This window comes from Psychrosphaera sp. 1_MG-2023 (assembly GCF_030548245.1).
Classification (GTDB): Bacteria; Pseudomonadota; Gammaproteobacteria; order Enterobacterales; family Alteromonadaceae; genus Psychrosphaera; species Psychrosphaera algicola.
This window is the reverse complement of sequence record NZ_JAUORW010000007.1, coordinates 155,871-182,163: the sequence shown is the minus strand read 5'-3', so window position 1 is coordinate 182,163 and position 26,293 is coordinate 155,871. Positions and strand designations below refer to the sequence as shown.

Here is a 26,293-nt window from a genome sequence, read left to right as displayed (position 1 = left end):
TTTAAAACACCAGCACACAGGTTTCTTTAGTGACTAACGTAATTTTACGATTCTGGCTTTTGCTTATTATACGGTTGCTGCTCACAATAAGGGGTTAGTTTTTCAAGGCGCGATTGAATATCTCGTACAAAAGCAATTTTACGGCTATTGGCTGCAGGCTGATATAACGCTTTTTTATATTCTTCTATCGAGACAACTTCCATGTGGGTTTTTATTTTTTTAAACAACTTAGGAAAACGCTGTCCAGGAACTTGAATATGGTGCAAGCCACCGCTGTAAACAAATAGAATATTGCCACGGTCAATTTTTTCAATGATATCAGCTATGCCTGAACGAACAGACATAGGTTTCCCATGCTTATCCTTCCCGTCTTGGCGTCGCATCCGACCTTCAGGTAAAATAGCGACAATAGCTTCCTCATTAATCGACTCTAAAAAATTGTTCCAAGACTCATCTCTACGACGACTAATCGGCACAACTCCAGGCACAAGTGCGTGGAAAAACGCACCAACGATAGGTCGGTTTGTGGTGATGTCGGCAACCGGCACTAACATATGTCTAGCAATTCGCCACAAAAAACGAAACGGGGCTAATCTCACAAATAATGTCTCATAGAGGCTTGTATGATTTAGCAAGACCACCAATTTTACGTCATCAAATGCTTCATAGCTTTGCTCACTAATCCACTTGTTTTCAAAGCGATAAAAGGGCCAAGTCACTATTTTTAATGTCGACATCACAGAAAAACTAAAGATCTGTGCAAATCGATTTGCTCGCATGTTAACTACCTTTTTTATAATTCAAATATTGCTCTAACCCTTCGGCCAGATATTGCTTTAATGCCTTATGGGGCGCTTTGCTCATATCCACACTTAACAATAAGCCTGGAGTGTCATTAAAATTTTTGTCGATGCCAATACAATAAAACCGTGCTGCTAACTTATTGTATTGTTTCATTAATATCGGAACATCTTTACCGTCTTGTTCTATACCTTGAACTAATATTGACAATAAATTACCGGTATCCGGAGTTTCTGCAATATAGTCATCGAGCTCAGGGTTATTTACCGGCGCAAAGGGTACCTTCGCTGATACATTTGAGCAAGGGTTCAACGCTAACTTACTAATGCATTCCACACTTAATGGTCGATATAATTTACTTAACGAAACCGTGCCATACAAGATCCTATATTGAGGATGACGAACAACAAACTCTCCAATACCACGCCATAATAAAAATAGGCCATAAAAACTTCGCTGATGTTCTGGAACAATAAATGACCTTCCCATCTCTAAGCAAGGTTGCTGTTGGTTAATAAACTCTGGGGAAAATTTAAACATACGAGATAAATACATGCCCTTAAGCCCAAACTCTGGGATAAGTTTATCGCTTTGTCCCATACGATAAGCACCTATTATTTCTTGTTCTTCTGTATCGAAAATAAATAAATGCAGGTATGTTTTATCAAATTCATCGCCATCGGCACTTTCACCGGAGCCTTCATCATAAAGTCGAAATACTTTCTCTCGCAAACGAGTAATGTCCTTCACGACATTTGGCGCTTGGTGTAGCGATGCGTATGAAACGCGAAACTTTTTATAATCAGCGAGATGCTGTGAGTTAGGTAATGAATTTATTTCACTCGCTAATACTTGTCCGGGCACAGGTGCATTTAAATCGGCAAATTGTTGGGCTGAATCAGCTGACCACGTGGCGTTAAATTGAGGATCTAAGCAATAACATTGTGCACGAAGAAATGCCGTGATTTGAGCTTCATCTCCACACTTAGCCAACAACTTTGTTGGCAGTATGCGACCGACACTGAGTTCAAGAGGCTTGTTTTTTAGATGCATCATTTCTCGAAACAACATCAACAATTTGAACCGATAATAAATACGCCCCATAGTGATAAAAAAGTCACTATTGTGTCCGCTAATATGGATTGGCAATACAGGACTATCTGTGGCGCGAGCTAACGCCCCGGGCAACCGGTTCCACTCCCCATCGCAAATACGTTGTTTTTCAGGGCGATAATAACTGACTTTACCGGCTGGAAAAATCAGTAAAACGCCGCCATTATTGAGGTGTTTTTTACATTCTCGAATGCCTTTTAAATTACTTGGATCCGATGGATTTAGCGGGTCGATAAAAATAAATAACTCGTGCAGCTCTTGAAACATCGCCAACCCTTTGTTGGCCAACACTTTGACGTCTGAGCGGCGTTTTCTTAATGCACCGGCAAGTGCAACGCCCTCAATGCAACCATGGGGGTGGTTACAAACAACAATTAGGGAACCAGTATTTGGCACGACCTCCGTCAATAACTGAGTATTTGTTAGGGGGCGATTTTGCATCCGTACTAATTCGTCACAAAATGGTTCGGCTGCTAAACCAGGTAAGTTACTGTTGCTATAAAATTTTTGTAACTTATTAAGTCCTAACAGGTAATCACCTATTTTTATTAGCAGCTTATTTACTAATCCAGTCGATTTTTCTTTAAAAATTACACTTAATGAAATGGTTGAATGCACTTTTTTTTCCATAGTTTTAAGTTTTAAATTCAATGCGTTGTGAATAAGCCCTAGAAAAGCTAGTCTATCATTAAGCAGAATCAAACAATATGACGAAATTTATGGGAAATTTTTTCCGAGGTTCTCAGGTCTTATTAGACATGAAAACAAAACAACGAACATATGAATCTTTAGTTAAGGCTTATAGCACTGACCTATATCGTTATGGATATTGGCTTTGCCACGACCCTTCTATAGCAGAAGACCTGGTCCAGGAGACTTTTCTTCGTGCATGGAAGTCACTTGAGTCACTAAAAGACCAAAATGCCGCCAAGGCTTGGCTAATTACCATTCTACGACGGGAAAACGCGCGACGTTTTGAGCGTAAACAATTTGACCTCGTTGATATCGAAGATCATCAAGTTGAAGATCATATATCAACTTCTACTGAGCAAGAAATGGAAAACCACCTTTTACAACGACATATTAATAAACTGGGTGAAGAGTATCGTGAACCACTGATATTGCAGGTTATCGGGGGTTTTAGTGGTGATGAAATAGCGGATATTTTAGAGCTAAACCGAAATACGGTAATGACAAGATTATTTAGGGCGAGAAATCAACTTAAGGACGCTTTAGAAAACAAGCAACAATTTAGAGGGGCTGAAAATGGATGAGTTAAATTTCAGGCGTAGACTTTATGCCGATCCTAACGACAATGCACAAGAAATTTCAAATGCCTGTGCTTCGGACCCTGCTAAAGCTCGTTTTAAATCTGAAATACAGCAATTAGATGAACAAATTAAAAATGTTCTAGAAGTGCCAGTGCCAGATAATTTAGCTGAACGAATTTTCCTTGGCCAATCTTTAGCTATTCAAAGAGCCGAGAAAAAGAAACACCGAGTTCATTTAGCGATAGCCGCTGGGTTCGCTTTTGCAATCGGTATCTCTTTGCAATTAGGTGGTGTTAGTCCTAGATTTGACTCGATAAGTGACCATGCTTTAGCCCATATGACTGAAGAAATGACGCATATTCCGTCTTCTGCTGACTATACATTAGGCCAATTAAACGCCAAGTTAGCCAGTTTTGGTGGGCATATTGATGCGCCGATTGCACCAATAAAATTTGCCAATTTCTGTGATTTTGATGGCACAAGAAGTTTGCATTTAGTTTTAGCGGGTACTCAGGGAGATGTGACAGTGTTTGTTGTTCCAAGTGACGCGAAACTAGCCATTAGAAAACATTTTAGCAGCCTTGATTTTAATGGTGAGACCATAGTTGCTCAATCGGCAAATGTCGTGATCATTACTAAAAAAGATAATGAAAACCTAGGCGATTGGTCAAATAAGATCAATAAAGCAATAAAATGGCAAACTATATAATTTGTTACACATAAAAAACGATTTCTATTCCATGCCGAAACGTTATTTGCAAAAATATCAGGACGTTGGAAAATTACAATACGATGGAGGTCATAATGGCCTTCACATCTTTTTTGCATTGGGTAAATAAATGGACAACTTTGACCGTCACATTCTGTCACTTTTACAAACTAATGGAGCCTTATCTCTCGCAGAAATATCTGACAAAATAGGGTTAAGCCAGACCCCTTGTTGGCGTCGTATTCAGCAACTCGAGCAAAATGGTATTATCCGTAAACGAGTTGCCCTGCTTGATTCAGAGAAACTAAATGTTGGACTCACCGTATTTGTGAACTTAAAAACCAATCAACATAATGCCGATTGGATTAAAAATGTTCACAACTTTGCCGAAACCGCCCCCGAGATCACTGAGTTTTATCGCATGAGTGGTGATACGGACTACCTATTAAAAGTGTTAGTGCCAGACATGAAAGCCTATGATGAATTTTATAAGCGACTTATCAGCCAAGCTGGATTTAGCGATGTCAGTTCCAGTTTTGCGATGGAGCAAATGAAATACACCACAGAGATCCCACTCAATTACTGTTAGTTTTAACAAGTAGCATATATGTAGTTTTTCATTCCACAAGTTGTCACTTTTGTGGGATTAATTACTAACATTTAGCCAATAAATAGAAATAATAGAAAAATCATTTCCTACATGCTCGATATAATGGTGTCAGTTTTAACAAGCGGATACTCTTATGCTCGAACAATATTTCAACCAATTCAGACAACACATAATTGGCCACGACCTTAACGTAGATTTTAATAATACAAAGCGGGATGTGGTCTATGCCGACTGGACGGCTAGCGGTCGCCTATATCAACCAATAGAAACTTTCCTTGTTGAGCAACTTGGTCCCTATGTCGCTAATACTCATACAGAAACAAACTTAACGGGTTCCACAATGACCCGCGCCTACCACGACGCGCAGCAAATAATAAAGCGCCACGTAAATGCCAGCGCGAATGACGCGCTTATCAGTGCTGGTTCAGGCATGACCACGGTCGTAAATAAATTACAACGTATGCTAGGTCTGCGAGTACCAGAACGATTTAAAACTCTTGCCGCTGAATCCAATTTACGCCCTGTGGTATTTATCACGCATATGGAACATCATTCTAATCAAACAACGTGGAATGCCTGTGAAGTTGACGTGGTTATCTTAGCGAAAGGCGCCGATGGCAAACCTTGTATCCAAGACTTAAAGCAGCAGCTTGAGATCTACAAACAACGCACACTTAAGATAGGCTCATTTACTGCCTGTAGTAACGTGACTGGCATTAAAACCGATTACCATTTGATGGCCAAAATTATGCATCAACACGGCGGTCTTTGTTTTGTCGATTTTGCCTGCTCTGCGCCGTATGTCGACATCGATATGCATCCATCTGACCCTGAACAAAAGCTAGATGCTATTTTCTTTTCGCCTCACAAATTTTTAGGTGGCCCAGGCAGTAGTGGCATTTTAGTTTTTGATAAAGCCTTGTACGGCAATAAAATCCCCGACCAACCGGGCGGCGGGACAGTGACCTGGACCAATCCATGGGGCCAACAAGGGTTTTACGACGACGTTGAAGTGAGAGAAGACGGCGGCACTCCAGGATTTTTACAAACAATTAAAGTTGCTCTAGCAATCAAACTCAAAGACCAAATGGGCACTGACAAAATCCATCAGCGAGAACAACAATTGACCAACATTTTGTTGAATGGCTTAGCAAATATAGACGGAGTGGGTTTACTTGAAGGCGACATCAAAGACAGACTCTGCATTGTTTCTTTTTATGTTAAAGATATGCATTACAACTTAATGGTGAGATTACTCAACGACAGATTTGGCATTCAAAGTCGTGGGGGTTGCAGTTGTGCTGGCACCTACGGTCATATTTTATTAAATGTCGACAAATCAACATCAGGTAATATAACCGGTCAAATCGATCAGGGCGACTTATCTGCGAAACCTGGTTGGATAAGAGTGTCGTTGCACCCAACATCAACCGATGCAGAAGCTCGTTTTATTGTTCAAGCGGTAAATGAAATTGTCAAAAATGCCCAACAATGGCAACAAGATTATCGATTTGATCCGCTAACAGCGGACTATATTCCAATTGTGGAAAGCACGTCCTCTATCATAAACATTGCCGACTTTGATCCGATGCCAAAACAACAACCGGACAATTGGTTAAGTCGGTTCTTGCAACGTACTTAATATCATACTTTGAAAAGTAAAAAGCGGACAAATAAGCAAAAAAAATGGCAGCCAATGGCTGCCATTTCACAATCAATTTAAAGCTAAATTACGCAATGATTTCTAGTAATTCAACATCAAAAATTAGTGTTTGGAAAGGACCAATCGCGCCGCCTGCACCTTGCTCGCCATAAGCTAGCTCATAAGGTACTGCTAAACGCCATTTTGAACCAACAGACATTAGTTGTAATGCTTCAGTCCAACCTTTAATTACGCCACCAACTGGAAATTCAGCCGGTTGACCACGGTCATAAGAACTGTCAAACACAGTACCGTTAACTAGAGTGCCATGGTAGTGAGTTTTAACTGTGCTTGCCGCAGTTGGTTTTTCGCCTTCGCCTGCAACTAAAACTTCGTATTGAAGACCAGATTCAGTTACCGTTACTTCATCACGTTTTGCATTTTCATCTAAGAAAGTTTGACCTTCTGCAGATGCTTCTTTTGCTTGCTCTGCTTGAGCAGCTTGCATACGTTCGTTGATTACGCCAAATGCTTCACGTAAATCTTCAACTTCAACAGCAAACTCAGCGCCGTTTAATGCGTCCATAACACCTTGCGCAACTGCGTTAGCGTCAAGACCTTCAAAAGGGTTGCTTGCAACTTGATCGCCAATTTGACGACCGATACCATAACTAGCCTGTAGTTCTACAGTAGAATATTGAGACATAATGCTTCTCTATCAATTAAAAAAATAAAGCGGGGATACTACCATATTGAACTAAAATCGCCATGCTTAGAGGGGAAATTATCCATCTTGTTAACGATACTTGTCAGTGAAAGCCCAATTCAATGCATTCCTCTTGAACTTTATTCTTCTCCTTCCAATAAACTGTACAAAATCTTTTTGACATTTTCAGGTTCAAACGGCTTATCACACATCGCATTTACACCTGATTTTTCAATATTAGCGAGATGCGCTTCATTTGATTCCGAACTGACCATCAAAACAGGAATGTGGCTTTGCTCACTTTCATTACGTATATATTCCGTCAACTCTTTACCGTTCACTTCTGGCATATTGTAATCTGTCACGACAAGATCAAACATATGTTCTTTAATCGTATCAATCGCCTCTTTGCCATCGGCAACTTCTGTTATTTTTTCAATACCCAAACTATTTAAGACACGGGAGACAAACTTACGAGCAAAACGACTGTCATCAACCACTAATACTCTCAGTGACTTAACATCAAAGAAAGACAACTCAAGTTCTTCTGCACTTAGGATATCTAATGTCGCGTTTATAGCCGTTCCCAAATGTTCTGGGGTAAAGGGTTTAGGTAAAATAGCGATGACGCCACTTTGACGATACGCCTCGAGTTGCTCCTTTCGACACTCACTAGAAACCAACATAAACGGTATGTCTTCTGTGTGCTCGTCACTTTTTAGCTCTCGAACTAATTCCAATGCCGTCCCATCGTCAAAGTACATTGCGCTTGTTATTAAATCTGGATGATGATTTGCTAAATACGCTTTGGCACTTTTTATATCACTGGCAAATTCAATATTAACAATGTCTTCTTGCTGCATTTGTCTGGCGATGAATTTTTGCTGTGTTGGTGACGGTTCGATTAATAGTATTGATAAGTCTTGCGGTGATAATTCATTCATTTAATTGATCTCATAATACGACGACGTCAGGTGTTAACCGCCCGAAATCTTACATTTATAACCCATGTCCTCTAGGATCGACTGCAACTTGTTTCGGTCGTCACCTTGGATTTCAATTTGATCATCTTTAACGGCACCACCGGTACCCAATTTTTTCTTCAGTGTTTGAGCAAGCTTTTTGAATTCATCTGCTGGAAGTTGTATTCCTGTGATGATCATGACACCTTTGCCTTTACGACCTTTTGTTTCACGAGAAATTCGAACAAATCCGTCTTTATATACTTCTCCGACTTGTACATTTGTCGGTTTTTTATCTTCAATTTTTCCACTGTCTGTAGAGTAGACTAGTTTACTTAACTGATTTTGCCAGTCAGCCATATGACCTCTATCATTTCAATTAACTTGACGGAAATTTACCATTTTCAACTATTATTAAAAACAATTAAAACTAATTCAGTACATTCACTGGATTTTTGTAGGATCACAGATTAATCTTGAATCTAAGGTTAAGAAATTAACTTGGACATGCATTTCCTTGAAGTTTTCCTCTAATCTCAAGCAATTATAGAAATGTAAAACATAAAACTAGGAGCTTTAATAATGAGTTTAACCACCTCTACTTCGCCAGATGGTCAAACCTTTACAATCCAGATCAAAGGAAAATTTGATTTTAATTTAGTTCAGTCGTTTCGAAGCGCTTATTCTGACATAGATAGAAAACTAAATTGCGTTGTTGTTGATTTACGTGAAACTGAATATATGGATAGTTCTGCTCTTGGCATGTTGCTCAATATGCAAAAATCTCTAGGCAGCAGTATTCCAAATATCAAAATCTCAAATTGTCGACCACAAATTAAGAAAATATTGCAGATATCTCGCTTTGATAAAAAGTTTGATATTGATTAAAAACGTATATCAACCGGCTGAACAACATTGAAAGTACTGGTAGTTGACGACCAAGAACTAAATCGCAGTTTACTTAAGCACATGCTAGAGCATGAAGGCTTCACTGTTGTTTTAGCCGAAAATGGCATCGAAGCTATCAGTGTTTTTAAACAAGAATCTCCTGATTTAGTGTTGCTCGACGTTGTTATGCCGATTTTAGATGGGTATTCAACGGCGCCAAAGTTAAAAGAACTGTCGAAAGAAGTTTACTTGCCAATTATTTTTATTACCGCATTGGACGACCAAGACAGTTTAAAACATTGCCTTGAAGTAGGCGGTGATGACTTCCTTAACAAACCATTTGACCGGGTTATACTACAGGCAAAAATTCAGGCTCATTCTCGGATCCGTGCTCTAAGTATTAAAACATTCGAACAGAAAAAGCAGCTTGATTTCTATCGACTAAAAACTGAGCGCGAACACCAAATTGTCGAACATATATTTAACCGAGCCCTTGAGGGCAATTACAAAGTTCCTCACTTACTTGAATACCACTTGTCGCCAGCTTCTATGTTTAACGGCGATATTATGTTGGTTGCGCTCGGCCCAACAGGTAACTTATATGTGATGATGGGTGACTTCACAGGTCACGGACTCTCTTCTGCAGTGGGAACGTTACCAGTCTCACGAACCTTTTATTCAATGACACAAAAAGGCTTATCGGTTGGTGACATAGCGTGTGAAATCAATGATATTTTACTCACACTACTGCCCGACGATATGTTTTGTGCAGCGGCCCTTATTGAGTTAAGCAGTCAAGGTAAAAGCTTATCGATATGGGCAGGTGGCACGCCAGATATGTATTTAGTTGATGACCTAAGTGGCATAAAGCAAACTATCGCATCTCAGCATATGGCCCTTGGTATTCTTGACAATGTCGAATTTGACTTAGCCGTCGAAAATTATTCGGTTTCCGTCTCTGACAAACTTTATATGGCGACAGACGGCGTAGTTGAATCGTTTAATCAAAACCAAGAAATGTTCGGTTATGATAGGCTCGAACACTTAATAAACGACGTTAACAACAATTCAATTGCACAGATCGTCGACTCCCTCAATGAATTTCGTGGCGAAGCAGAACAAGACGACGACATTTCAATTTTATCGCTTCGTTGTGCAGCAATTAACTCAAATGAAGATGAGTGGGATAACCATTTCTCCACATTACCACTTGTCATTAATTTGGATTTAAATGTTGAACAAATAAAATCGACAGACCCTGTTGCCGAAGTTGTCGATTTAATTGCGCAAATAAAAGGCGCGGGGTTACATCGCTCAACACTCTTTTTGTTACTGTCAGAAGCGTATAATAATGCTGTGGATCATGGTTTGTTGGGCCTTGACTCCAAAATCAAAGACACTGACGATGGCTTTATGGAATATTACAGTTTAAGAATTGAGAGATTAGAACGACTCAATGAAGGCCAAATCAAAATTGCCATTAATTACGAGCCCGCTGAATGCTCAGTTCATATTATTGTTACCGACAGTGGCGACGGATTTATTGCGGAAGACAATGACTTCGATTTTGAATGTGAATTAGAGCACGGCAGAGGCAATATGTTGTTACATGAGCTTGCTGAGTTTGTTAATTACAATGAAAAAGGTAACCAAGTACACGTTGCTTATAAACTTAACTCCCCAATTAGATCAATAAATTAACATCAACATACCAAAAATGGTTTACATATCGGTTTTCTCAAGTTAGCATTCCTTACGTTTAGACGGCTAAACACCCAAAATAAAGAATATTGCTAATGCTTGAATTAAAAAATGAGTTACTTACTTGGCTTGAAAATCACCCTGTTAATCTGATCACCCAGTATGCAGTGCCTATGCTAGGTGAAGGGGGAAGCTGTTCGTTATTTGGCGAACTCGCAGCCGAACCTTTTGATTTAACGAATGTATTAAACACTCAGCAGTTAGTATTACTTAAACAAGTTCAAGCAGTTGTTGACTGGGTCAAATACAAAACGGCCGTTGACTGGTTTGGAGTTTACTTAACACGCTCTGATAATAACGACCAGAAAGTATTAACAAAATTGGCTTATTTTGGTGAACCAAGCCGTGCTGAATTCCCATTAACACCTGAATTTGCAACTATCAGCAACAATAGTTTTGTTGGGCTTTATGGTGAAAAACGGACAATTAATGATGTCCAAAAGTACGTCGCTGACGGCGGTGAATACTATACCTGCGACCCAAAAGTGAAAAGTGAACTATGTTGGCCTATTTTATCACCAAATAGTTTAAAAAAGGTCAACGATGGGTCTGGCTGTACAGACCACATTATTGGTATCATCGACGCAGAATGTTTTAGTACAGATAGCTTTGACGCGGACAAACAAGCCGTATTTGAAGTTGTTTGCGAGGTGCTAGGCCACCTTTTTTCAAACTCAAAATTAAATTAATCAACCGAATAACAGTTAAGTGAGACATCATGTTTGATCAATTACAACCCGTTCCTACCGATCCTATTCTTGGTTTAATGGCCGAATTTAAAGCTGATCCAAACCCTAAAAAAGTTGATTTAAGCGTCGGTGTTTATAAAGACGAAGTTGGCAATACGCCAGTTTTAAAGTCAGTAAAAAAAGCAGAAGCGTTTCGTCTTGAAAACGAAACATCTAAATCGTATTTAGGTTTAGCGGGTAACGCGGATTTTAATTCACTTATTACTCAGTTGATTTTTGGTGAGCATCAAATCATTGAGTCATCACGCGTAAAGACCGCACAAACCCCTGGCGGAACAGGTTCGCTAAGAGTTGCAGCTGAATTAATCAAACGTGCAAATCCAGATGCGACCATTTGGGTAACCAACCCAACATGGGCAAACCACTTAAGCATATTCAAAGCAGCTGGTTTAAAAGTTGAAGAATTCCCATATTTTGATTTTGACACTATGGGTCTTAAATTTAACGAAACGGTTGAAACACTGAGCAAAGTTCCAGAAGGTGATGTGGTTTTATTCCATGCATGTTGCCACAATCCAAGTGGTATGGATCTTAATATCGAGCAGTGGCAAACTGTTGCTGATATCGCAAAACAGCAAAAATTCACTTTCTTAATCGACTCTGCATATCAAGGATTTGGTTCTGGTTTAGAAGAAGACGCTGCTGGTATTCGCTTATTAGCAGATCAAGTTGAGCAAATGATTGTTTGTTCTTCATGTTCTAAGAACTTTGGTTTGTACCGTGAACGTATCGGTGCAATCAGCATTGTGGGGCGTGACGCGATTAAAACAGAAATTACATTTAGCAATACATTAAATGTTATTCGCGCAATCTACTCTATGCCTCCTGCACACGGTGCTGATATTGTTGCCACTATTTTGGGCAGCCAAGATTTAACCGCATTGTGGCATCAAGAGTTAAACGAGAAACGTGAACGCATTAACGGACTTCGTAGCTTTATCGCAACGAAATTTGCTGAGAAAGGTGTCCCTGGAAACTTTGATTTCATTGCAAACCAAAATGGTATGTTCTCATTCTTAGGAATAGATAAAGCGGCCATCAACACATTAAAAACTGATTACAGCATTTATATCGTCGGTTCAAGCCGAGTGAATGTTGCCGGTGTTAACGACACCAATGCAAATTACTTAGCAGAATCACTGGCGGCTGTACTTAATAAATAAGCGCCATTATTTACTGTAAATCAAAACCGTAACATTTAATTGTTGCGGTTTTTTTTTCAAAAAAACATGCCACCATAAAGATATTCTCACGTCAGACATCTTTCTCAGCTAGCACTCAATAATTTAATAGTCGGTAATTGAGATAACCTTTAGGTGTATCAATTGGCATTGAGTAATTACCGGGAATAAAAAAGGCTCTGGATAAGAGCCTCTAAATGCAACTGACAACAAAGTCGTAAGCCTAATGACTAGCTCTCGCCGTTTTTCCAAAACAACAGAACAATAGTTACCAGTGCCAGAATAAAACAGTACCAAACGTTTGTGACAACTTCGACCGGTGAGATACCAAATGACGCGGCAGCCAAAAGTGCCTGAGCGCCATAAGGAACGATGCCCTGAGCTATGCAACTGAAGATATCAAGTAAGCTTGCACTTTGTTTAGGAGAGATCTTAGCGTCTTCAGCTAGCTGTTTCGCTGTATCACCGGTAACGATAATTGACACGGTATTGTTTGCCACGGCTAAATTGGTAATGAAAGCCAATCCACCGATTGCAAATTTATTGGCGTATTTGTTCGTTTCACTGGCAAACCGTTGCGTAAAGCTCTCTATTTTTCTGACTAAGAACCCTAAACCACCCTGCACTTTCATCAATTGGCTTAAACCACCTATTAACAACCCGAGTAAGAATATCTCCTGCATCGCACTAAAACCGGCATAAATATCTTTACCCAAATTAGCTAGCTCGTAATCAGCAAAAACTGCGCCGCTCAAAGCCGATAAAACAGTACCTAATAACAATACCGCAAATACGTTAACACCTAAAATTGCCAATACAATAATTAGGAAATAAGGTAAGGCTAAGATCCAATTTGAATCCACCTGACTCGGTAACTCTGTCACCTGTGAGTCCAACGCAAAACTATAAATAACCAAACAAATAATTGCGGCGGGTAATGCAAATCTTAGGTTTTCTTTAAATTTATCCTTCAGCTCAGCGCCCTGCGTTTTTGTTGCCGCGATAGTTGTATCAGAAATAAAACTTAAGTTATCTCCAAATATTGCGCCACCCACAACAGCGCCGGCTAAAAATGCAGGGTCAATATCTGTGGCACTAACTACACCTACGGCAATTGGCGCTACCGCACCAATTGTCCCCATACTTGTCCCCATTGCCGTTGCTATGATGGCCGATATTATAAATAACCCAGCAACGACCAGTTGACCCGGAATTAAATCAAGGCCTAAAGCGACAACGGCATCGACACCACCCGTGATCTTTGCCACCGATGAAAACGCCCCGGCAAGCAAGTAAATCAAGCACATAGTAATAACTTTATTATTCCCCATGCCCTCAATAAATGAATTCAAACTGGTTTCCAATGGCGCGACTAACAAACCATTATTTGCCTGTCTTTGACGTGTTCGGTCAAGCATTAAGGCGAGGATAATAGCCGGAATAATGGCGACAGGTGCAGGCAATTGATAAAACGCATATGCCACGCCTTGTAAATGCAATGCAATGCCTGTCCCCAAAAAGATAGCGACAAAGAAAGCTAAGGGTAATAAGGCAATTGCTGAACCTTTATCGTTATTTGACGACAGAATTGAAAGGTCATTTGTCATAATGTAATTTTCACTCGATTAGACTTATTATTATGTATTAAGAGCGCCTACTTACTAAACGCTCGTGACTGACGAAATTTGAGAAAGTTCTTCTTCTTTATCAATAACGCTTTGACGCAGGTTTGCATTAGCCTCTGCATGCGCTTCTGGCGATTGACCATCGGCTAGATCCCAACCGCTTGCATGACGTTCAATAACATTCATTATCATGTCAACATGAGACTCATCGTCATTTAAACAGGGAATATATTGAAAACGTTCACCGCCAGCGTCTTCAAAATACTCTTTGTTTTCTACTGCAATTTCTTCAAGTGTTTCCAGACAATCCACGGAAAAACCAGGGCTAAATACTTGCACTGACTTTACGCCTTTGCCTGGCAACGCTTTTAACGTACCTTCTAGATAAGGTTGCACCCATTCCGCTTTTCCAAATCGAGACTGAAAACACGTTAGCATTTCATCTTTTGTAAGTTCCAATTTTTCAGCTAACAATCTCGCTGTTTTAAAACATTGGCAAACATAGGGATCACCATTTAACCAGAACCGTTTTGGGATCCCATGAAAAGACAATACGAGCTTTTCTGCCTTGCCATGTTGCTGCCAATGCGCTTTCACTTTATTGGCCAATGCCTCAATATAATTAGGATCATCGTGATATTGGTTCACAAACCGTAATTCTGGAAACCAGCGACGCTTTGAAAACAAACGCGCTATTTCGTCAAACGTTGAGCCAGTCGTTGTCGCTGAATACTGAGGATATAAAGGTAAAACAATGAGTTTAGTCGCCCCTTTATCCAATAATGATTGCAATTTACTTTCCATATCGGGTTTGCCATAACGCATAGCAAAATCGACCACTAGGTTTGGGTGTTTTTGTGCCATACGTTTAACAACACCGCCGCAAAGACTCGCTGTGTTCGCTAATAATGGCGAGCCTTGTTCGGTCCAAATTTGTTGATATGCATGAGCGGAACGCTTTGAACGAAAAGGTAAAATAATCCCGTTTAGGATCATGTACCAAATTACCCGTGGAATTTCGACTACACGGGGATCAGACAAAAATTGCTTTAAATAAGGCTTTACAGCCGCCTTAGTTGGCGCTTCTGGCGTACCTAGATTAACAAGAAGAACGCCAATTTTGTCCCCATGTTCGTGTTTATAATTTTCTGAATTAATATACTTCATGCAACTTCACTTAAATTATCTATGTACGATAAAAGTTCGATATCGATCACCCTTATTAATATTATGCTCAAAGCGCTATAGGAATTGAAACTAAAGCCGATATTAAATAATAGAGCCAACAAGTTAACTATTTTATGCGTAAAGTAATGGCAAAAGACAGGAAAACATTTATTAAAAACAACAAAATGTCACCAATACGAACGATTGTGACATTAGTCACGACTGCGCTGGCATGTTGCCTGTTGTTTATGCAACTTGCAAACGCAGCTGAATATGTCCCGCCGATCTCTAAAGCGCGCCAGCATGCAGAAGACATTCGTCACTTTATTGCTGACGAACAAATTAAATTTTTAACCGCTGGCGACCAAGAGTTTATTGCATTATTTAAAGAACAAACCGCGGGCCTAACCAAAGGCACGGCGATCATTGTACCTGATATCGAGCAACCTATTCATAAACAAGCTGCGATCAGTGGGCTATACGACAAGCTTACAGACTATGGCTGGAACAGTTTATTACTGACAATGCCAGATGACCTTTCACAAATCATCGAAGAAGAAACAACACCTGCCACTGATGAAAACGCCACAGACACCGTGGAAGTTGGTACAGTTGATGAACCTTCAAGTTCGGAACAACAAACAGAAAGTGAGGCAGATCCAAAAACTGAGGTTGCCGAAAAAACGAATCCTAACTTACAGCTAAAATCGTTTTATATTGACCCCATTTTCACTCCCGAAGGGAGCAAAAAAATCAGTACAGAAATCCAACGTCGATTAGATGCTGCATGGCAACTTGCCGCGAGTTCACCCGGCTACTATCTTGTTATTTGTCAGGGAAAAAGCTGCGCTTGGATAACGGAAATCATCGCCCAAAATCGCCAGTTTTTGCCGGACGCATTAATTATGCTCAGTGCTTTTATGCCACAACAAAATGAAAACAAAAAATTAGCAGAAAGTGTCGCTAATAGTGATTATGCCATCTTAGATTTATATCAATATGCTGATAACAGTTGGGTTCTCGCCAATGTTGACATGCGGAAGAAATTAGCCCGGAAGTATTTTAAGGTCGATTATCGACAAAGAAAACTGCACGTTGGTACTAATTACTACGGCCAACAAAGCCGTATTCTTAAAGAAATATACGGCTTTTTATCATCCGTAGGGATGTAAACTCAAATGCAATTAAAAATTAAAACTGTCTGGCTTTTTTGATCAGATCATAGGCCGCTTGAATATCTTGCGTTTTTTGCTTCGCCAATTCCATAAGCTCAGGAGGAAGTCCTTTAGCAACAAGCTTGTCTGGGTGGTTTTGTGACATCAATCTTTTATATGCCCGCTTAATTTCTCGAGTAGAATCACGCTCACTCGCCCCGATAAGTGCGTAAGCATCTTGCAAGGAGGGAGACTCAGCCTGTCGAGATTTTTCTCGTTGTTCCGAACGACGGTCGTATTGCTTATATTTTTCCTGTTGTTTTTGCTTATACGCCTGAAATCGAACTTCAGCTTCCCACATTGAAATAAGCTGATCTAAGAACCTTTTGGTGTAGCCCAATTCTTTATTTATCTTCAACAACACATCATATTCTTTTTGCTCTAAGACTGAATCGCTATAAGCGGTTTGAACTAAGATATCGAGAAAAAACTGCTGTAGATCGCTGCGATCACCAAAATGCTGTTTAAATAATTTAAGTTTCGCATTAAGTGGAAACCCCGGCAGTTTACCTTCTCTAAACGCGTCACGCGCTTCTTCTTTTTGCGATTCAGACAAACGCATTTTCGCCATAAAATCGGATGCTGTCTGGATGTGCTCTGGTGTTACCCGACCGGTTGCCTTTGCCACATGCCCCATCACAGAAAAAGTGCTATAAAAAAAGATCGATTGTTTTGAATCGCCACTCTCTAGCCAGTTTGCAACATTTTGTTTGTTCGCCATCTTTTTAATTGCATTATCGAACAAATAACCAACATATAGGCCCACAAGCGCACCTAAAATATTGCGAGTTAAAAGGATCCCAAAAATGACCCCAGCTATTTTTCCAGTCACATTCACCTACTTTTGTACAAATCTTAATCTAATCACCCACTTTAATGGGGAAATTATATCCTAATTCAATAGGCCGCGTAGTATAGCGTAAAAAAATCGGATAGAATTCTATCTGTGTGCTTTCCCCTAAATTTTTCCATATGAGGTTACGTTGAGTCCAACCATGATTGCTAATCGCGTCAAGACAATATTACTGCGCCTAAGCAAAACGTCTTTATCGACCTTGTTACTTTATTGTTTTTCGAACAGTGCTTTGGCAGCTGTTCCACTTTGTGACATCGAAATTCCGGTGAGCGCGGAAGAAGCTCGCATAAAAAAAATTGCAAACTCGTATCAAAGCCGCTCTGAAATAATGGTCGAAAGCGATAAAGCTGAATTAATCAGAAACGAATTTACGGAGTTTCAAGGTAACGTTGTTATTTTTCAGCAACAACAAACCGTACAAGCAGACAGTGCAATTTACGACGAGCTAAAAAACCAATTTACCGCTAAAGGTAATATTAAATTGGATTCGACCTCAGCCACAGTTGAAGGCGAATCTATTTTTATTGACGATTCCAACAAAGACTTTAAGTTACTTGATGCCGAATACCAGTTTGGATTTAACTCAGGTCGCGGTAAAGCTGCAGAGTTTTCAATTGAGAATAATCAAAAACTTAAACTCGCCGATGCAACATTTACGACATGTCCGGGCGATGACCCAAGTTGGTTGTTTTCATCAAACAGCATTTATATCGATCAAAAGAAAGGCTGGGGCGAGGCTTGGAATACCACATTTCGAATAAATGATGTGCCTATTATCTACGTACCCTACGTAACATTCCCGATAACAGACCAACGTAAAACCGGTTTATTGTTCCCGGAGTTAGGTAATTCAAGTCGATATGGCGCGTACTATGCACAGCCTATTTACTTCAATATTGCCACAAACCTAGATTATACGTTCACACCTAAATACATGTCAGAGCGAGGCACACAGCTAAATAACAACTTACGGTACATGACTCAAAACAGTTATAATATTTTACAACTTGAATATTTAGATAAAGATCAAAGTGACGATAGTCTATCGCAACGTTACTTGGCACATATCCAACACGACTCCAGTTGGGACGAAAATTGGAATATGCAAATGCAATATACCAATTTGAGTGATGACAATTACATCAGCGAATTTAACAGTGACTATCATCATCAGGCGGATACGCATCTCAATAACTTCGTCAATGTAAACTATTTCAGCGAAAAATTTGATGCGAGCTTTTTATCTCAAAAAATATCTGAACTTGGCCCCCATACCTCGTCGTATGTTGTGCCAATCCAACTGCAAACTGACTGGCGTGAAAACTTGGCTATGGAAGGCGTGACCGTTAGCCTGCATAGCCAATATACCCACTTCACTCATAGTTCGTTTGATGACGATAGAATTGACCGACTGCATTTTGAACCTAAATTAAATTATAGTTATTACAGCCCTGCCTTTCAGTTTGAAACCGGTGTAAGTTTTTTATCAACAAATTACGAAATTCAAAATACAACTGCGGATACCTCAGAAGATATTTACCGTGGCATTTTTAAGTATCGCCTATTAACAGGCTTAAACTTCGAAAAACAGAGTAACTACTTTGGTAAGTCAGTGAGACAGACTTTGGAGCCAAAAATCCAATATGTATATGTTGAAGAAGAAGATCAATCTGGCATTGGCCTCTATGATTCACAGCTTTTAAAAGAAGATTATTTTGCACTATTCCGCGATAATAGATATTCAAGTATCGATCGTATATCTGCTATGAACCAAGCCACGTATGGTTTTAGTACAAGTATATTTGACGAAAAGAACACAGAGTTATTGCGATTTGGCATCGGCCAAGTACAGAAATTTGGCCAAAATAGTAATGAAGAGGGAACTAATGGCGAGTTAACCACCTCTAAACCGTCGCTTGCTATCGAGTTTTTTGGTCGGATCTCAGAACATTGGCAACTTGACGGCGGCTTCCTAATTAATCGGGACGCACAGCAAGTTGATACAGGATTTGTGGCACTCGATTATTATTTGACACAAGATCAAAATATTCAGATCAACCATCGATTTGCCAATGATGTCGCGGGCATAAAGATCAACCAAACTGGCCTTTTCACCAGTTACAAACTTAATAATCAGTGGTCGATTGCGGCAAGTTACCACTATGACTCTGAGCGCAAGGTAAACCTCGACAGCTTAGTAGGATTTGAATATCGTTCTTGTTGTTGGAGCGTGCAAATTGCAGCCCAAAGGCAGGTAAGATTAGACTTAAACAGCGAACAAGCTATAGACGATGTTGACGTAACTTACGACAACAGCATTGGCTTAAATTTTAGAATTAATGGACTCGGCGGCGAAACCAAATCAGCAATCACTAAGTTGTTTGCTGACAGCATTTTCGCTTATCGTCGCCCCTATTTGATAACAAATTAAAACGAGAATTAGAATGATAAGAAAATCGATTTTAAGCCTGACACTTCTATTTGCGATGACAAGTGTAGCGCTTAATGCAGCTCCTAAAAAAATCGATAATGTGACTGCCATAGTTAACGACAACGTTATCTTAGAAGGTGAAATTGAATCAGTAATTAACGAAGTTAAAGCGACGGCACTGAAAAGCAATCAAGAATTGCCTTCTGATCGAGCATTAAGAACACAGTCAATTGACCGCTTGATTTTAAAAAGTATTCAGTTACAACTAGCAGAAAAAATGGGCATCCAGATCAGCGATGCGCACTTAGATTCAGCTATAGCGTCAATCGCTGCTGAACAAAAAATTACTGTGGAAAACCTACGAAAAATTGTAACTGATTCAGGTCAAAGTTATGAGCGTTACCGAGAGCAGCTGCGTGAAGAAATTTCAATTAGTGAAGTTCGTCGTGCCAGTGTCCACCGACGCGTAAATATTTCACTGCAGGAAGTGAATACTCTTATTTCACTAATTGACAAACAAACAAGTAAAGAAGAATACCAAATAGGTCATATCTTAGTTGCAGTCGACAGCAAAGCAACCCAAACAGAGATTACCTCTCGTAAATCAGTTGCAGATAAGGTTATCAACTTGCTGAATGAAGGCAGTGACTTTACTAAGGTTGCTATCGCTTCTTCATCTGGTGCTAAAGCACTTGAAGGTGGTGATTGGGGCTTTATGAGCATCAACGAAATGCCTACTCTATTTTCAGCCAGCATTAAAGGTAAAAAGAAAGGTGACTTAATTGGACCACTTCGTTCTGGCGCAGGTTTTCACATCATTAAAATACTCGATGTCCGTGGCCGTCAAACAGTCGAAGTTAAAGAAGTTAAAGCACGTCATATTCTGATTAAACCGTCTATTATTCTGAGTGAAGAAAAAGCACAATCTATGCTAAATAAATTTGTTGAAGACGTTAAAAACAACGGCGCAGATTTCGGCGAGCTTGCTAAAGAACATTCTGAAGACCCAGGCTCAGCGCTTAAAGGCGGTGAACTAGGCTGGGCAAACCCAGACATTTATGATGACAACTTTAAAGCTCAATTAGGTAAGTTAGAAGTAGGTGAGTACAGCGCGCCATTCCGCTCACAGTTTGGTTGGCATGTGGTGCAGCTAATGGAAAACAGAACCGCTGATGCGACTGAAAAGAGCAAACAAGATAGAGCGTACCAAATTTTGTATAACCGTAAGTTTGCGGAAGAAGTTGAAAACTGGTTACGTGAAATTCGAGATCAGGCATTTATAGAAATTATTGCAGAGTAACTAATGATAAAACGAGTTGCGGTAACACCAGGTGAGCCCGCTGGAATAGGACCTGAACTTGTTGTTCAGGTCGCACAACAAGAATGGCAATCACAATTGATTGCCATTGCTGATCAATACTTATTAAAAGAACGTGCTGAAGCATTAGGTTTACCATTGGTCATAAAACAATTTGACCCTGCGGCAAAACCTGAACTTCATGTCCCCGGTGAATTATTTGTCTGTCACGAACCTCTTAGTGTGGAGTCGCTTCCAGGTGAGTTAAATGACAAAAATGGCCATTATGTTGTAAATACCTTGACCATTGCGAGTCAGGGCAATATGGACGGGGTTTTTGACGCTGTTGTCACAGGCCCTGTGCACAAAGGCATAATTAACCAAGCTGGTATTCCATTTAGTGGTCACACTGAATTTTTTGCTAATCATTCAAATACATCCGACGTTGTAATGTTACTTGCAACTGAAGGTTTACGGGTCGCATTAGTAACCACTCATATCCCACTAGCTTATGTTTCCAAAGCGATTACTCCAGAACGGTTGCACAAAGTGACAACCATTTTACATAACGAATTACGAGCGAAGTTTGGATTAGACGAACCTCGTATTCTAGTGTGCGGCTTAAACCCACACGCCGGTGAAGGCGGCCATTTGGGCCGTGAAGAAATTGAAATCATCGAACCTACGCTCGATGTATTGCGGAGTGAAGGGCTAAACCTAGTTGGTCCCCTTCCGGCAGATACACTTTTTCAGCCTAAATTGTTAGATCAAGCAGACGCGGTGTTAGCCATGTACCATGATCAGGGATTACCTGTATTAAAGTACAAAGGTTTTGGCAATGCAGTCAATGTCACACTAGGCTTACCTTATATTAGAACATCGGTTGATCACGGTACTGCCTTAGATTTAGCGGGAACCGGAGAAGCAAGCGTTGGTAGCATTGAAGTTGCTATTCGTTATGCAATAAAAATGGCCAACGAACAAAAGGCACGAAAATAATTTATGACTAAACGCACGTCAGGTAAAAAACACTTTAACCCTGCTAAAGGTATTCATCAGGGGCATAAAGCCAGAAAACGATTTGGTCAAAACTTCTTAACAGATGAAGACGTTATCGAACGAATTGTACGCGCGATTTCCCCTAAAGTTGGCGAAAACATTGTTGAAATAGGTCCCGGTCTTGGCGCAATAACAGAGCCAGTGGCGGAATTAACAGACTTACTTAATGTTGTTGAACTGGATAAGGATCTTGCTGAGCGATTGTCGACTCATCCATTTATCGGTAAAAAGTTAAATATTTATCAAGCTGATGCAATGCAATTTGATTTCTCTGAAATCAAACGTGATGACAAGCCATTAAAAGTATTTGGCAATTTGCCATACAATATTTCGACGCCGTTGTTGTTTCACTTGTTTCAGTTTTTAGACAACATTGAAAACATGCACTTTATGCTTCAAAAAGAAGTTGTAAATAGAATGTGTGCGGCGCCAAACAGTAAAACCTTTGGTCGATTGAGTGTTATGACACAATATTACTGTCGTTGTGTCCCTGTGACTGACGTGCCACCTTCTGCGTTTGTGCCACCACCTAAAGTTGATTCTGCGGTTATTCGGTTAATTCCTAAGTCGCATGCAGATCGTAACCAGGTTAATCCAGCGACATTAAATCACGTTTGTCTTGAGGCATTTAACCAACGTCGTAAAACGTTACGTAACAGTTTGCAAAATATCGCAACGGTTGAAGAGATTGTTTCACTTGGTATCGATCCAACAAAAAGAGCTGAAAATCTGTCGTTAGACGACTACATCAAGATTGCCCAGTGGTTAGACAACAAAAAGCAGGGGTAACAAATTGATGAATATCGAGATAACCGTAGCCACTCGAAATATTGAAGAACAAACTGACTCTAAAAGTTTTAGATACGTATTTGCTTACACAATTACCATTAAAAACAACGAAGATGTTGCCGTGCAATTATTTAATCGTTACTGGTTGATCACAGACGCAAACGGTAAAAAAGTAGAAGTTCAGGGCTCTGGTGTTGTTGGTGAGCAACCTATTATCCAGCCCAATGAAGATTATACTTACACAAGCGGTTGTGTTTTAGAGACAGAAGTGGGGACAATGGAAGGTTATTATCAAATGGCAAAAGCAGGCGACGAATTAACCAATGTCGCAATTCCTGTTTTTAGGCTTGCGATCCCAAATATCGTGCATTAAGGAAAACCGTGGCCGACTATTTTATTGGTGACATTCAAGGTTGTTATGCCGGATTAAGAAAGGCTTTAGCAGTTGTTGAGTTCAATCCAGCAAAAGATGTATTGTGGCTAACAGGTGATCTAATTGCCCGCGGCGAGGACTCCCTCGCCGTACTAAAATATCTTTACAAAAACAGTGACAGCGTGAAAACGGTATTAGGTAATCATGACCTACACTTTTTAGCCGTTGCCAATGGTTTAAAAAAAGCCAATCCGAAGGACAATCTAACAAACCTCCTCGACAGTTCAAAGCTGCCCAAATACTTAGATTGGCTGCGCCAACAGCCTTTAATTCAAGCGTTGCCGGATAAAAGTGGTTATATGACACACGCAGGCTTACCGCCATTGTGGAAACCCAAAACGGCCAAATTATGGGCTAAAAACGTTAGCGATGAGCTAAACAGTAGCAATTACCTGTCTTTTTTACCGCTGTTATACGGTAATAAACCAAGTGTGTGGACCGAAGAAATGCCTGATCAAGACAAACTTAGGTATACCATTAGCGCGCTGACTCGAATGCGATTCTGCTCTCCTTTAGGCGAACTTGATTTCAGCCAGAAAGGCTCGCCTAGTTTACTCGACCAGTCAATGTCCAAATCATTTATTCCTTGGTTTCAACTGGCCCCAAAACGTTTTGACAAAAACAAATGGATTTTTGGCCATTGGGCATCGTTAATGGGTGAAACGGGAAATAAAAATATTATCGCACTGGATACGGGTTTTGTATGGGGTAACCACTTTACGCTATTAGATTGGCAAACCCAGTCATTTATTAGGGTTGATGCATAATTTTTATTACAAAGATAAGGTAACGACTTAGATTTTACTTATGCATTATTACTGTAATAACAAAAACAACGTGATAGTATTTTAAATTATATTAATAATAATAACTTGTCTGCCGATACTCATATATTAACAGAGAGTTTCGTTGTATTTAGTAGGAGTGCCCATGAATTTAACAGTCGCAATGAGAGTAATTGGAGGGTTTGCCATTACCTCTGTCTTAATTTTAGGGTTAGGCGCAGTTTCTGTGACAACGTTAAATGGAATTTCAGATTCGACACAGGACGTGAACAAAGTATCAGTACCGGCAATGGAGGCTAGTGCCAAGTTACAACAGCACTTCTTGTTGTTAAGTAAAACCACATTACTTGACTATTACGCATCAAACTATGCAGAAACAGAGCAGTCGGTTAATACTTTCAAAGCACAAGCGGCTGATTTTGAAACTGATTTAAACCTTCTTAAAGGTATAGTTTCTAATACGTCTGAACTCGCCAACAAATTGCCTAATGTCACAGAGTCCTATTCTGGTTTTAAAGATACTGCATTTAAGTTATTTGAATCTAAACACAAAATTTTAGAATATCGTGACAATGTAGCTTCGGCACTAGAAGAGACAGAATACGCGGCAGACGACGCAGCAACATACTTACTAGATTTCATAGATATTAATAATTTAAAACCCACCGATGACGCGACAAAAAATATTTCTCAATTAGAATCGACGATGGTCTCACTAATCACGACGATGTCGGATATTAGTAAAGAAGCGAAAAAACAAAACGTCGAAACTATCATCAAAGAATTAGCCTATATTCAAGAACGTTCTGGTACTTTATTGGAACTGATTAAAGCAGATGTTGAAAAAAATAGTTTTGAAGGTTTTTCTGATATTGAAGACCAATTAGAAGCTGTTAATGAATTACTGAATTCACCTAAAGCCGTGCACAAATTAAAACTTGGATGGCTAGATCAAATTACACTAACCGACACACTGCTGGAAACGACAAACAAAAAAATCCTTGATGGATTAGATCAATTGGAAGCGTTGCAGTCAGCAGTTAAAACGACGCTAAACGAAACTACAAATAACGTTACAAACGACGTTAACGAAGGGGTTAACATCAGCTATGGCGTAATTGTTTTCTCCGTTATCGCATCTGTCTTTATTGCATGGCAAACGGTTATCCGCGTAACTCGCCCACTTGCTGAAGTTAACCGCGTACTTAACGTTGTTGCAACCGGTGACTTAACTGAACGACTAGACGACTCAAATCGCGATGAATTTGGTGAATTAGCCACTAACTGTAATAAACTTATTGAAAGCCTACGTGAGCTTATTAATGGCATAGTTAACCGTTCAAATCAGCTTGCAACTGCCTCTGAACAGACCTCTATGGTCGTTAAAGAATCTACTATCGCAATAAATGACCAGCGTTCTCAAGTAGAACAAGCTGCAACGGCAACAACAGAAATGAGCAGTACATCATCATCGGTAATGGAACGTGCGAAAGAGGCGTTAGCTGACATTAAACATGCTGACGAAGAAGCGGAACGCGTAAAACAAATTTCAGATACCAACAAACAGACCATTATGAGTTTGGCTGGTGAAATTGAACAAGCTTCTAGTGTTATTAATCAGGTTAATCATCACAGTGCAGCTATTGGCGGCATCTTAGATGTTATCCGTGGCATAGCGGAACAAACAAACTTATTAGCACTTAACGCTGCGATTGAAGCGGCTCGTGCCGGTGAACAAGGCCGTGGCTTTGCGGTTGTTGCCGACGAAGTTCGTTCTCTTGCGAGTAAAACTCAAGAGTCGACCGAAGAAATTCAAAACATGATCGAACAATTACAAAGCGGTTCTAAATCTGCAGTAACGGTAATGAATAACAGTAAAACTCAAGCTGAATTGTGTGTCACTCAAACTGAACAAGCAACTATCGCACTTGATGGCATCACAGATTCTGTTCATCAAGCAAATGATATGAGTGAACAAATTGTGATTGCAGCGAATGAGCAATATCAAGTCAGCAGCGAAATTAGTGAACGACTAGAATCAATTGTTGCAATTGCCGAGCAAACCGCCGCAGGTGCGGTACAAACTGACCAATCTTCGCAAGAAGTTGCGCGATTAGCTGAAGAACTAAGATTGTCAGTGGATCAGTTCAGACTTTAAACCTAGGCTAACCATTCAATAAAAAAAACCAACGGAAGTTGGTTTTTTTATGTCTAAATATAAAAGGATTATTATCAGATATTTTA

At 39.9% G+C, this 26,293-nt stretch carries 24 protein-coding genes; 16 read left to right on the top strand and 8 right to left on the bottom strand.

Annotated features, from left to right (window positions below):
• Positions 1-44: 44 nt before the first annotated feature.
• Complete coding sequence (locus Q4575_RS08760; RefSeq protein WP_215965121.1) at positions 45-779, bottom strand: 1-acyl-sn-glycerol-3-phosphate acyltransferase; 735 nt, start codon at positions 777-779, stop codon at positions 45-47.
• A 1-nt stretch (position 780) separates the two neighbouring features.
• On the bottom strand, positions 781-2,532 hold the full coding sequence (locus Q4575_RS08755; RefSeq protein WP_303522408.1) for a lysophospholipid acyltransferase family protein: 1,752 nt from the start codon (positions 2,530-2,532) through the stop codon (positions 781-783).
• Positions 2,533-2,621: 89 nt separating this feature from the next.
• Between Q4575_RS08755 and Q4575_RS08750 the strand changes: the two genes are divergently transcribed.
• From Q4575_RS08750 to Q4575_RS08735, 4 genes are all read left to right on the top strand, one after another.
• Positions 2,622-3,188, top strand: coding sequence for a sigma-70 family RNA polymerase sigma factor (locus tag Q4575_RS08750; RefSeq protein WP_215965123.1), 567 nt, complete (start codon positions 2,622-2,624; stop codon positions 3,186-3,188).
• On the top strand, positions 3,181-3,894 hold the full coding sequence (locus Q4575_RS08745) for a DUF3379 family protein (protein ID WP_215965124.1): 714 nt from the start codon (positions 3,181-3,183) through the stop codon (positions 3,892-3,894). The genes Q4575_RS08750 and Q4575_RS08745 overlap by 8 nt, the downstream gene beginning before the upstream one ends.
• Positions 3,895-4,024: 130 nt before the next feature.
• Positions 4,025-4,483 (top strand): Lrp/AsnC family transcriptional regulator, encoded by a 459-nt coding sequence (locus tag Q4575_RS08740; RefSeq protein WP_215965125.1) that lies wholly within the window; start codon positions 4,025-4,027, stop codon positions 4,481-4,483.
• Between the two features lie 154 nt (positions 4,484-4,637).
• Complete coding sequence (locus tag Q4575_RS08735) at positions 4,638-6,146, top strand: aminotransferase class V-fold PLP-dependent enzyme (RefSeq protein WP_215965126.1); 1,509 nt, start codon at positions 4,638-4,640, stop codon at positions 6,144-6,146.
• An 88-nt stretch (positions 6,147-6,234) separates the two neighbouring features.
• On the opposite strand, the gene Q4575_RS08730 is transcribed toward Q4575_RS08735, so the two are convergent.
• The 3 genes from Q4575_RS08730 to Q4575_RS08720 form a co-directional block, all read right to left on the bottom strand.
• A complete protein-coding gene (locus Q4575_RS08730; protein WP_272182681.1) occupies positions 6,235-6,855 on the bottom strand; it encodes an FKBP-type peptidyl-prolyl cis-trans isomerase in 621 nt (206 codons plus the stop codon).
• Between the two features lie 137 nt (positions 6,856-6,992).
• On the bottom strand, positions 6,993-7,796 hold the full coding sequence (locus Q4575_RS08725; RefSeq protein WP_303522404.1) for a response regulator: 804 nt from the start codon (positions 7,794-7,796) through the stop codon (positions 6,993-6,995).
• Between the two features lie 33 nt (positions 7,797-7,829).
• Positions 7,830-8,174: a translation initiation factor gene (locus tag Q4575_RS08720; protein ID WP_303522402.1), complete on the bottom strand. Its 345-nt coding sequence runs from the start codon at positions 8,172-8,174 to the stop codon at positions 7,830-7,832.
• A gap of 222 nt (positions 8,175-8,396) precedes the next feature.
• Between Q4575_RS08720 and Q4575_RS08715 the strand changes: the two genes are divergently transcribed.
• The 4 genes from Q4575_RS08715 (at position 8,397) to Q4575_RS08700 (ending at position 12,375) form a co-directional block, all read left to right on the top strand.
• A complete protein-coding gene (locus Q4575_RS08715) occupies positions 8,397-8,702 on the top strand; it encodes an STAS domain-containing protein (protein ID WP_215965130.1) in 306 nt (101 codons plus the stop codon).
• A gap of 27 nt (positions 8,703-8,729) precedes the next feature.
• Positions 8,730-10,403 carry a fused response regulator/phosphatase gene (locus Q4575_RS08710; RefSeq protein ID WP_215965131.1) on the top strand — a complete coding sequence of 558 codons (1,674 nt, stop codon included), beginning with the start codon at positions 8,730-8,732 and terminating at the stop codon, positions 10,401-10,403.
• A 95-nt stretch (positions 10,404-10,498) separates the two neighbouring features.
• Positions 10,499-11,152, top strand: a complete 654-nt coding sequence (locus tag Q4575_RS08705) for a histidine kinase (RefSeq protein ID WP_303522399.1) — start codon at positions 10,499-10,501, stop codon at positions 11,150-11,152.
• A 29-nt stretch (positions 11,153-11,181) separates the two neighbouring features.
• Positions 11,182-12,375, top strand: a complete 1,194-nt coding sequence (locus Q4575_RS08700; RefSeq protein ID WP_215965133.1) for an amino acid aminotransferase — start codon at positions 11,182-11,184, stop codon at positions 12,373-12,375.
• A gap of 248 nt (positions 12,376-12,623) precedes the next feature.
• Here the strand turns inward: Q4575_RS08700 and Q4575_RS08695 are convergent, their stop codons facing one another.
• Both Q4575_RS08695 and hemH read right to left on the bottom strand, forming a co-directional pair.
• Positions 12,624-14,000, bottom strand: coding sequence for a Na+/H+ antiporter NhaC family protein (locus Q4575_RS08695; RefSeq protein WP_303522397.1), 1,377 nt, complete (start codon positions 13,998-14,000; stop codon positions 12,624-12,626).
• Between the two features lie 54 nt (positions 14,001-14,054).
• Positions 14,055-15,185 carry a ferrochelatase gene (gene hemH / locus Q4575_RS08690; RefSeq protein WP_303522395.1) on the bottom strand — a complete coding sequence of 377 codons (1,131 nt, stop codon included), beginning with the start codon at positions 15,183-15,185 and terminating at the stop codon, positions 14,055-14,057.
• 134 nt (positions 15,186-15,319) lie between these two features.
• On the opposite strand from hemH, the gene Q4575_RS08685 reads away from it, so the two are divergent.
• Complete coding sequence (locus Q4575_RS08685; RefSeq protein WP_303522393.1) at positions 15,320-16,357, top strand: DUF3530 family protein; 1,038 nt, start codon at positions 15,320-15,322, stop codon at positions 16,355-16,357.
• A gap of 19 nt (positions 16,358-16,376) precedes the next feature.
• On the opposite strand, the gene djlA is transcribed toward Q4575_RS08685, so the two are convergent.
• Positions 16,377-17,231, bottom strand: a complete 855-nt coding sequence (gene djlA, locus Q4575_RS08680) for a co-chaperone DjlA (protein WP_303522391.1) — start codon at positions 17,229-17,231, stop codon at positions 16,377-16,379.
• Between the two features lie 163 nt (positions 17,232-17,394).
• On the opposite strand from djlA, the gene lptD reads away from it, so the two are divergent.
• The 7 genes from lptD to Q4575_RS08645 all read left to right on the top strand — a co-directional run bounded on the left by lptD (position 17,395) and on the right by Q4575_RS08645 (position 26,207).
• Positions 17,395-19,686, top strand: coding sequence for an LPS-assembly protein LptD (gene lptD / locus Q4575_RS08675; RefSeq protein ID WP_303522389.1), 2,292 nt, complete (start codon positions 17,395-17,397; stop codon positions 19,684-19,686).
• Between the two features lie 13 nt (positions 19,687-19,699).
• The gene (gene surA / locus Q4575_RS08670) at positions 19,700-20,986 is read left to right on the top strand and encodes a peptidylprolyl isomerase SurA (RefSeq protein ID WP_252736638.1); all 1,287 of its coding nucleotides are present in this window, start codon (positions 19,700-19,702) and stop codon (positions 20,984-20,986) included.
• Positions 20,987-20,989: 3 nt separating this feature from the next.
• Complete coding sequence (gene pdxA / locus Q4575_RS08665; protein WP_303522386.1) at positions 20,990-21,982, top strand: 4-hydroxythreonine-4-phosphate dehydrogenase PdxA; 993 nt, start codon at positions 20,990-20,992, stop codon at positions 21,980-21,982.
• A 3-nt stretch (positions 21,983-21,985) separates the two neighbouring features.
• The gene (gene rsmA, locus Q4575_RS08660; protein ID WP_215965140.1) at positions 21,986-22,831 is read left to right on the top strand and encodes a 16S rRNA (adenine(1518)-N(6)/adenine(1519)-N(6))-dimethyltransferase RsmA; all 846 of its coding nucleotides are present in this window, start codon (positions 21,986-21,988) and stop codon (positions 22,829-22,831) included.
• A 7-nt stretch (positions 22,832-22,838) separates the two neighbouring features.
• Positions 22,839-23,204 carry a Co2+/Mg2+ efflux protein ApaG gene (gene apaG, locus Q4575_RS08655; RefSeq protein WP_215965141.1) on the top strand — a complete coding sequence of 122 codons (366 nt, stop codon included), beginning with the start codon at positions 22,839-22,841 and terminating at the stop codon, positions 23,202-23,204.
• An 8-nt stretch (positions 23,205-23,212) separates the two neighbouring features.
• Positions 23,213-24,031 (top strand): symmetrical bis(5'-nucleosyl)-tetraphosphatase, encoded by an 819-nt coding sequence (locus Q4575_RS08650; protein WP_303522382.1) that lies wholly within the window; start codon positions 23,213-23,215, stop codon positions 24,029-24,031.
• 163 nt (positions 24,032-24,194) lie between these two features.
• Positions 24,195-26,207: a methyl-accepting chemotaxis protein gene (locus tag Q4575_RS08645; protein WP_215965143.1), complete on the top strand. Its 2,013-nt coding sequence runs from the start codon at positions 24,195-24,197 to the stop codon at positions 26,205-26,207.
• The last annotated feature ends 86 nt before the right edge of the window (positions 26,208-26,293 follow it).

Coding starts and splice junctions, on each gene's coding strand:
- Q4575_RS08760 (WP_215965121.1), bottom strand. CDS start 779: ATGCGAGCAAATCGATTTGCACAGATCTTTAGTTTTTCTGTGATGTCG.
- Q4575_RS08750 (WP_215965123.1), top strand. CDS start 2,622: ATGACGAAATTTATGGGAAATTTTTTCCGAGGTTCTCAGGTCTTATTA.
- Q4575_RS08745 (WP_215965124.1), top strand. CDS start 3,181: ATGGATGAGTTAAATTTCAGGCGTAGACTTTATGCCGATCCTAACGAC.
- Q4575_RS08740 (WP_215965125.1), top strand. CDS start 4,025: ATGGACAACTTTGACCGTCACATTCTGTCACTTTTACAAACTAATGGA.
- Q4575_RS08735 (WP_215965126.1), top strand. CDS start 4,638: ATGCTCGAACAATATTTCAACCAATTCAGACAACACATAATTGGCCAC.
- Q4575_RS08725 (WP_303522404.1), bottom strand. CDS start 7,796: ATGAATGAATTATCACCGCAAGACTTATCAATACTATTAATCGAACCG.
- Q4575_RS08720 (WP_303522402.1), bottom strand. CDS start 8,174: ATGGCTGACTGGCAAAATCAGTTAAGTAAACTAGTCTACTCTACAGAC.
- Q4575_RS08715 (WP_215965130.1), top strand. CDS start 8,397: ATGAGTTTAACCACCTCTACTTCGCCAGATGGTCAAACCTTTACAATC.
- Q4575_RS08705 (WP_303522399.1), top strand. CDS start 10,499: ATGCTTGAATTAAAAAATGAGTTACTTACTTGGCTTGAAAATCACCCT.
- Q4575_RS08700 (WP_215965133.1), top strand. CDS start 11,182: ATGTTTGATCAATTACAACCCGTTCCTACCGATCCTATTCTTGGTTTA.
- Q4575_RS08695 (WP_303522397.1), bottom strand. CDS start 14,000: ATGACAAATGACCTTTCAATTCTGTCGTCAAATAACGATAAAGGTTCA.
- hemH (WP_303522395.1), bottom strand. CDS start 15,185: ATGAAGTATATTAATTCAGAAAATTATAAACACGAACATGGGGACAAA.
- Q4575_RS08685 (WP_303522393.1), top strand. CDS start 15,320: ATGCGTAAAGTAATGGCAAAAGACAGGAAAACATTTATTAAAAACAAC.
- lptD (WP_303522389.1), top strand. CDS start 17,395: ATGATTGCTAATCGCGTCAAGACAATATTACTGCGCCTAAGCAAAACG.
- surA (WP_252736638.1), top strand. CDS start 19,700: ATGATAAGAAAATCGATTTTAAGCCTGACACTTCTATTTGCGATGACA.
- pdxA (WP_303522386.1), top strand. CDS start 20,990: ATGATAAAACGAGTTGCGGTAACACCAGGTGAGCCCGCTGGAATAGGA.
- rsmA (WP_215965140.1), top strand. CDS start 21,986: ATGACTAAACGCACGTCAGGTAAAAAACACTTTAACCCTGCTAAAGGT.
- apaG (WP_215965141.1), top strand. CDS start 22,839: ATGAATATCGAGATAACCGTAGCCACTCGAAATATTGAAGAACAAACT.
- Q4575_RS08645 (WP_215965143.1), top strand. CDS start 24,195: ATGAATTTAACAGTCGCAATGAGAGTAATTGGAGGGTTTGCCATTACC.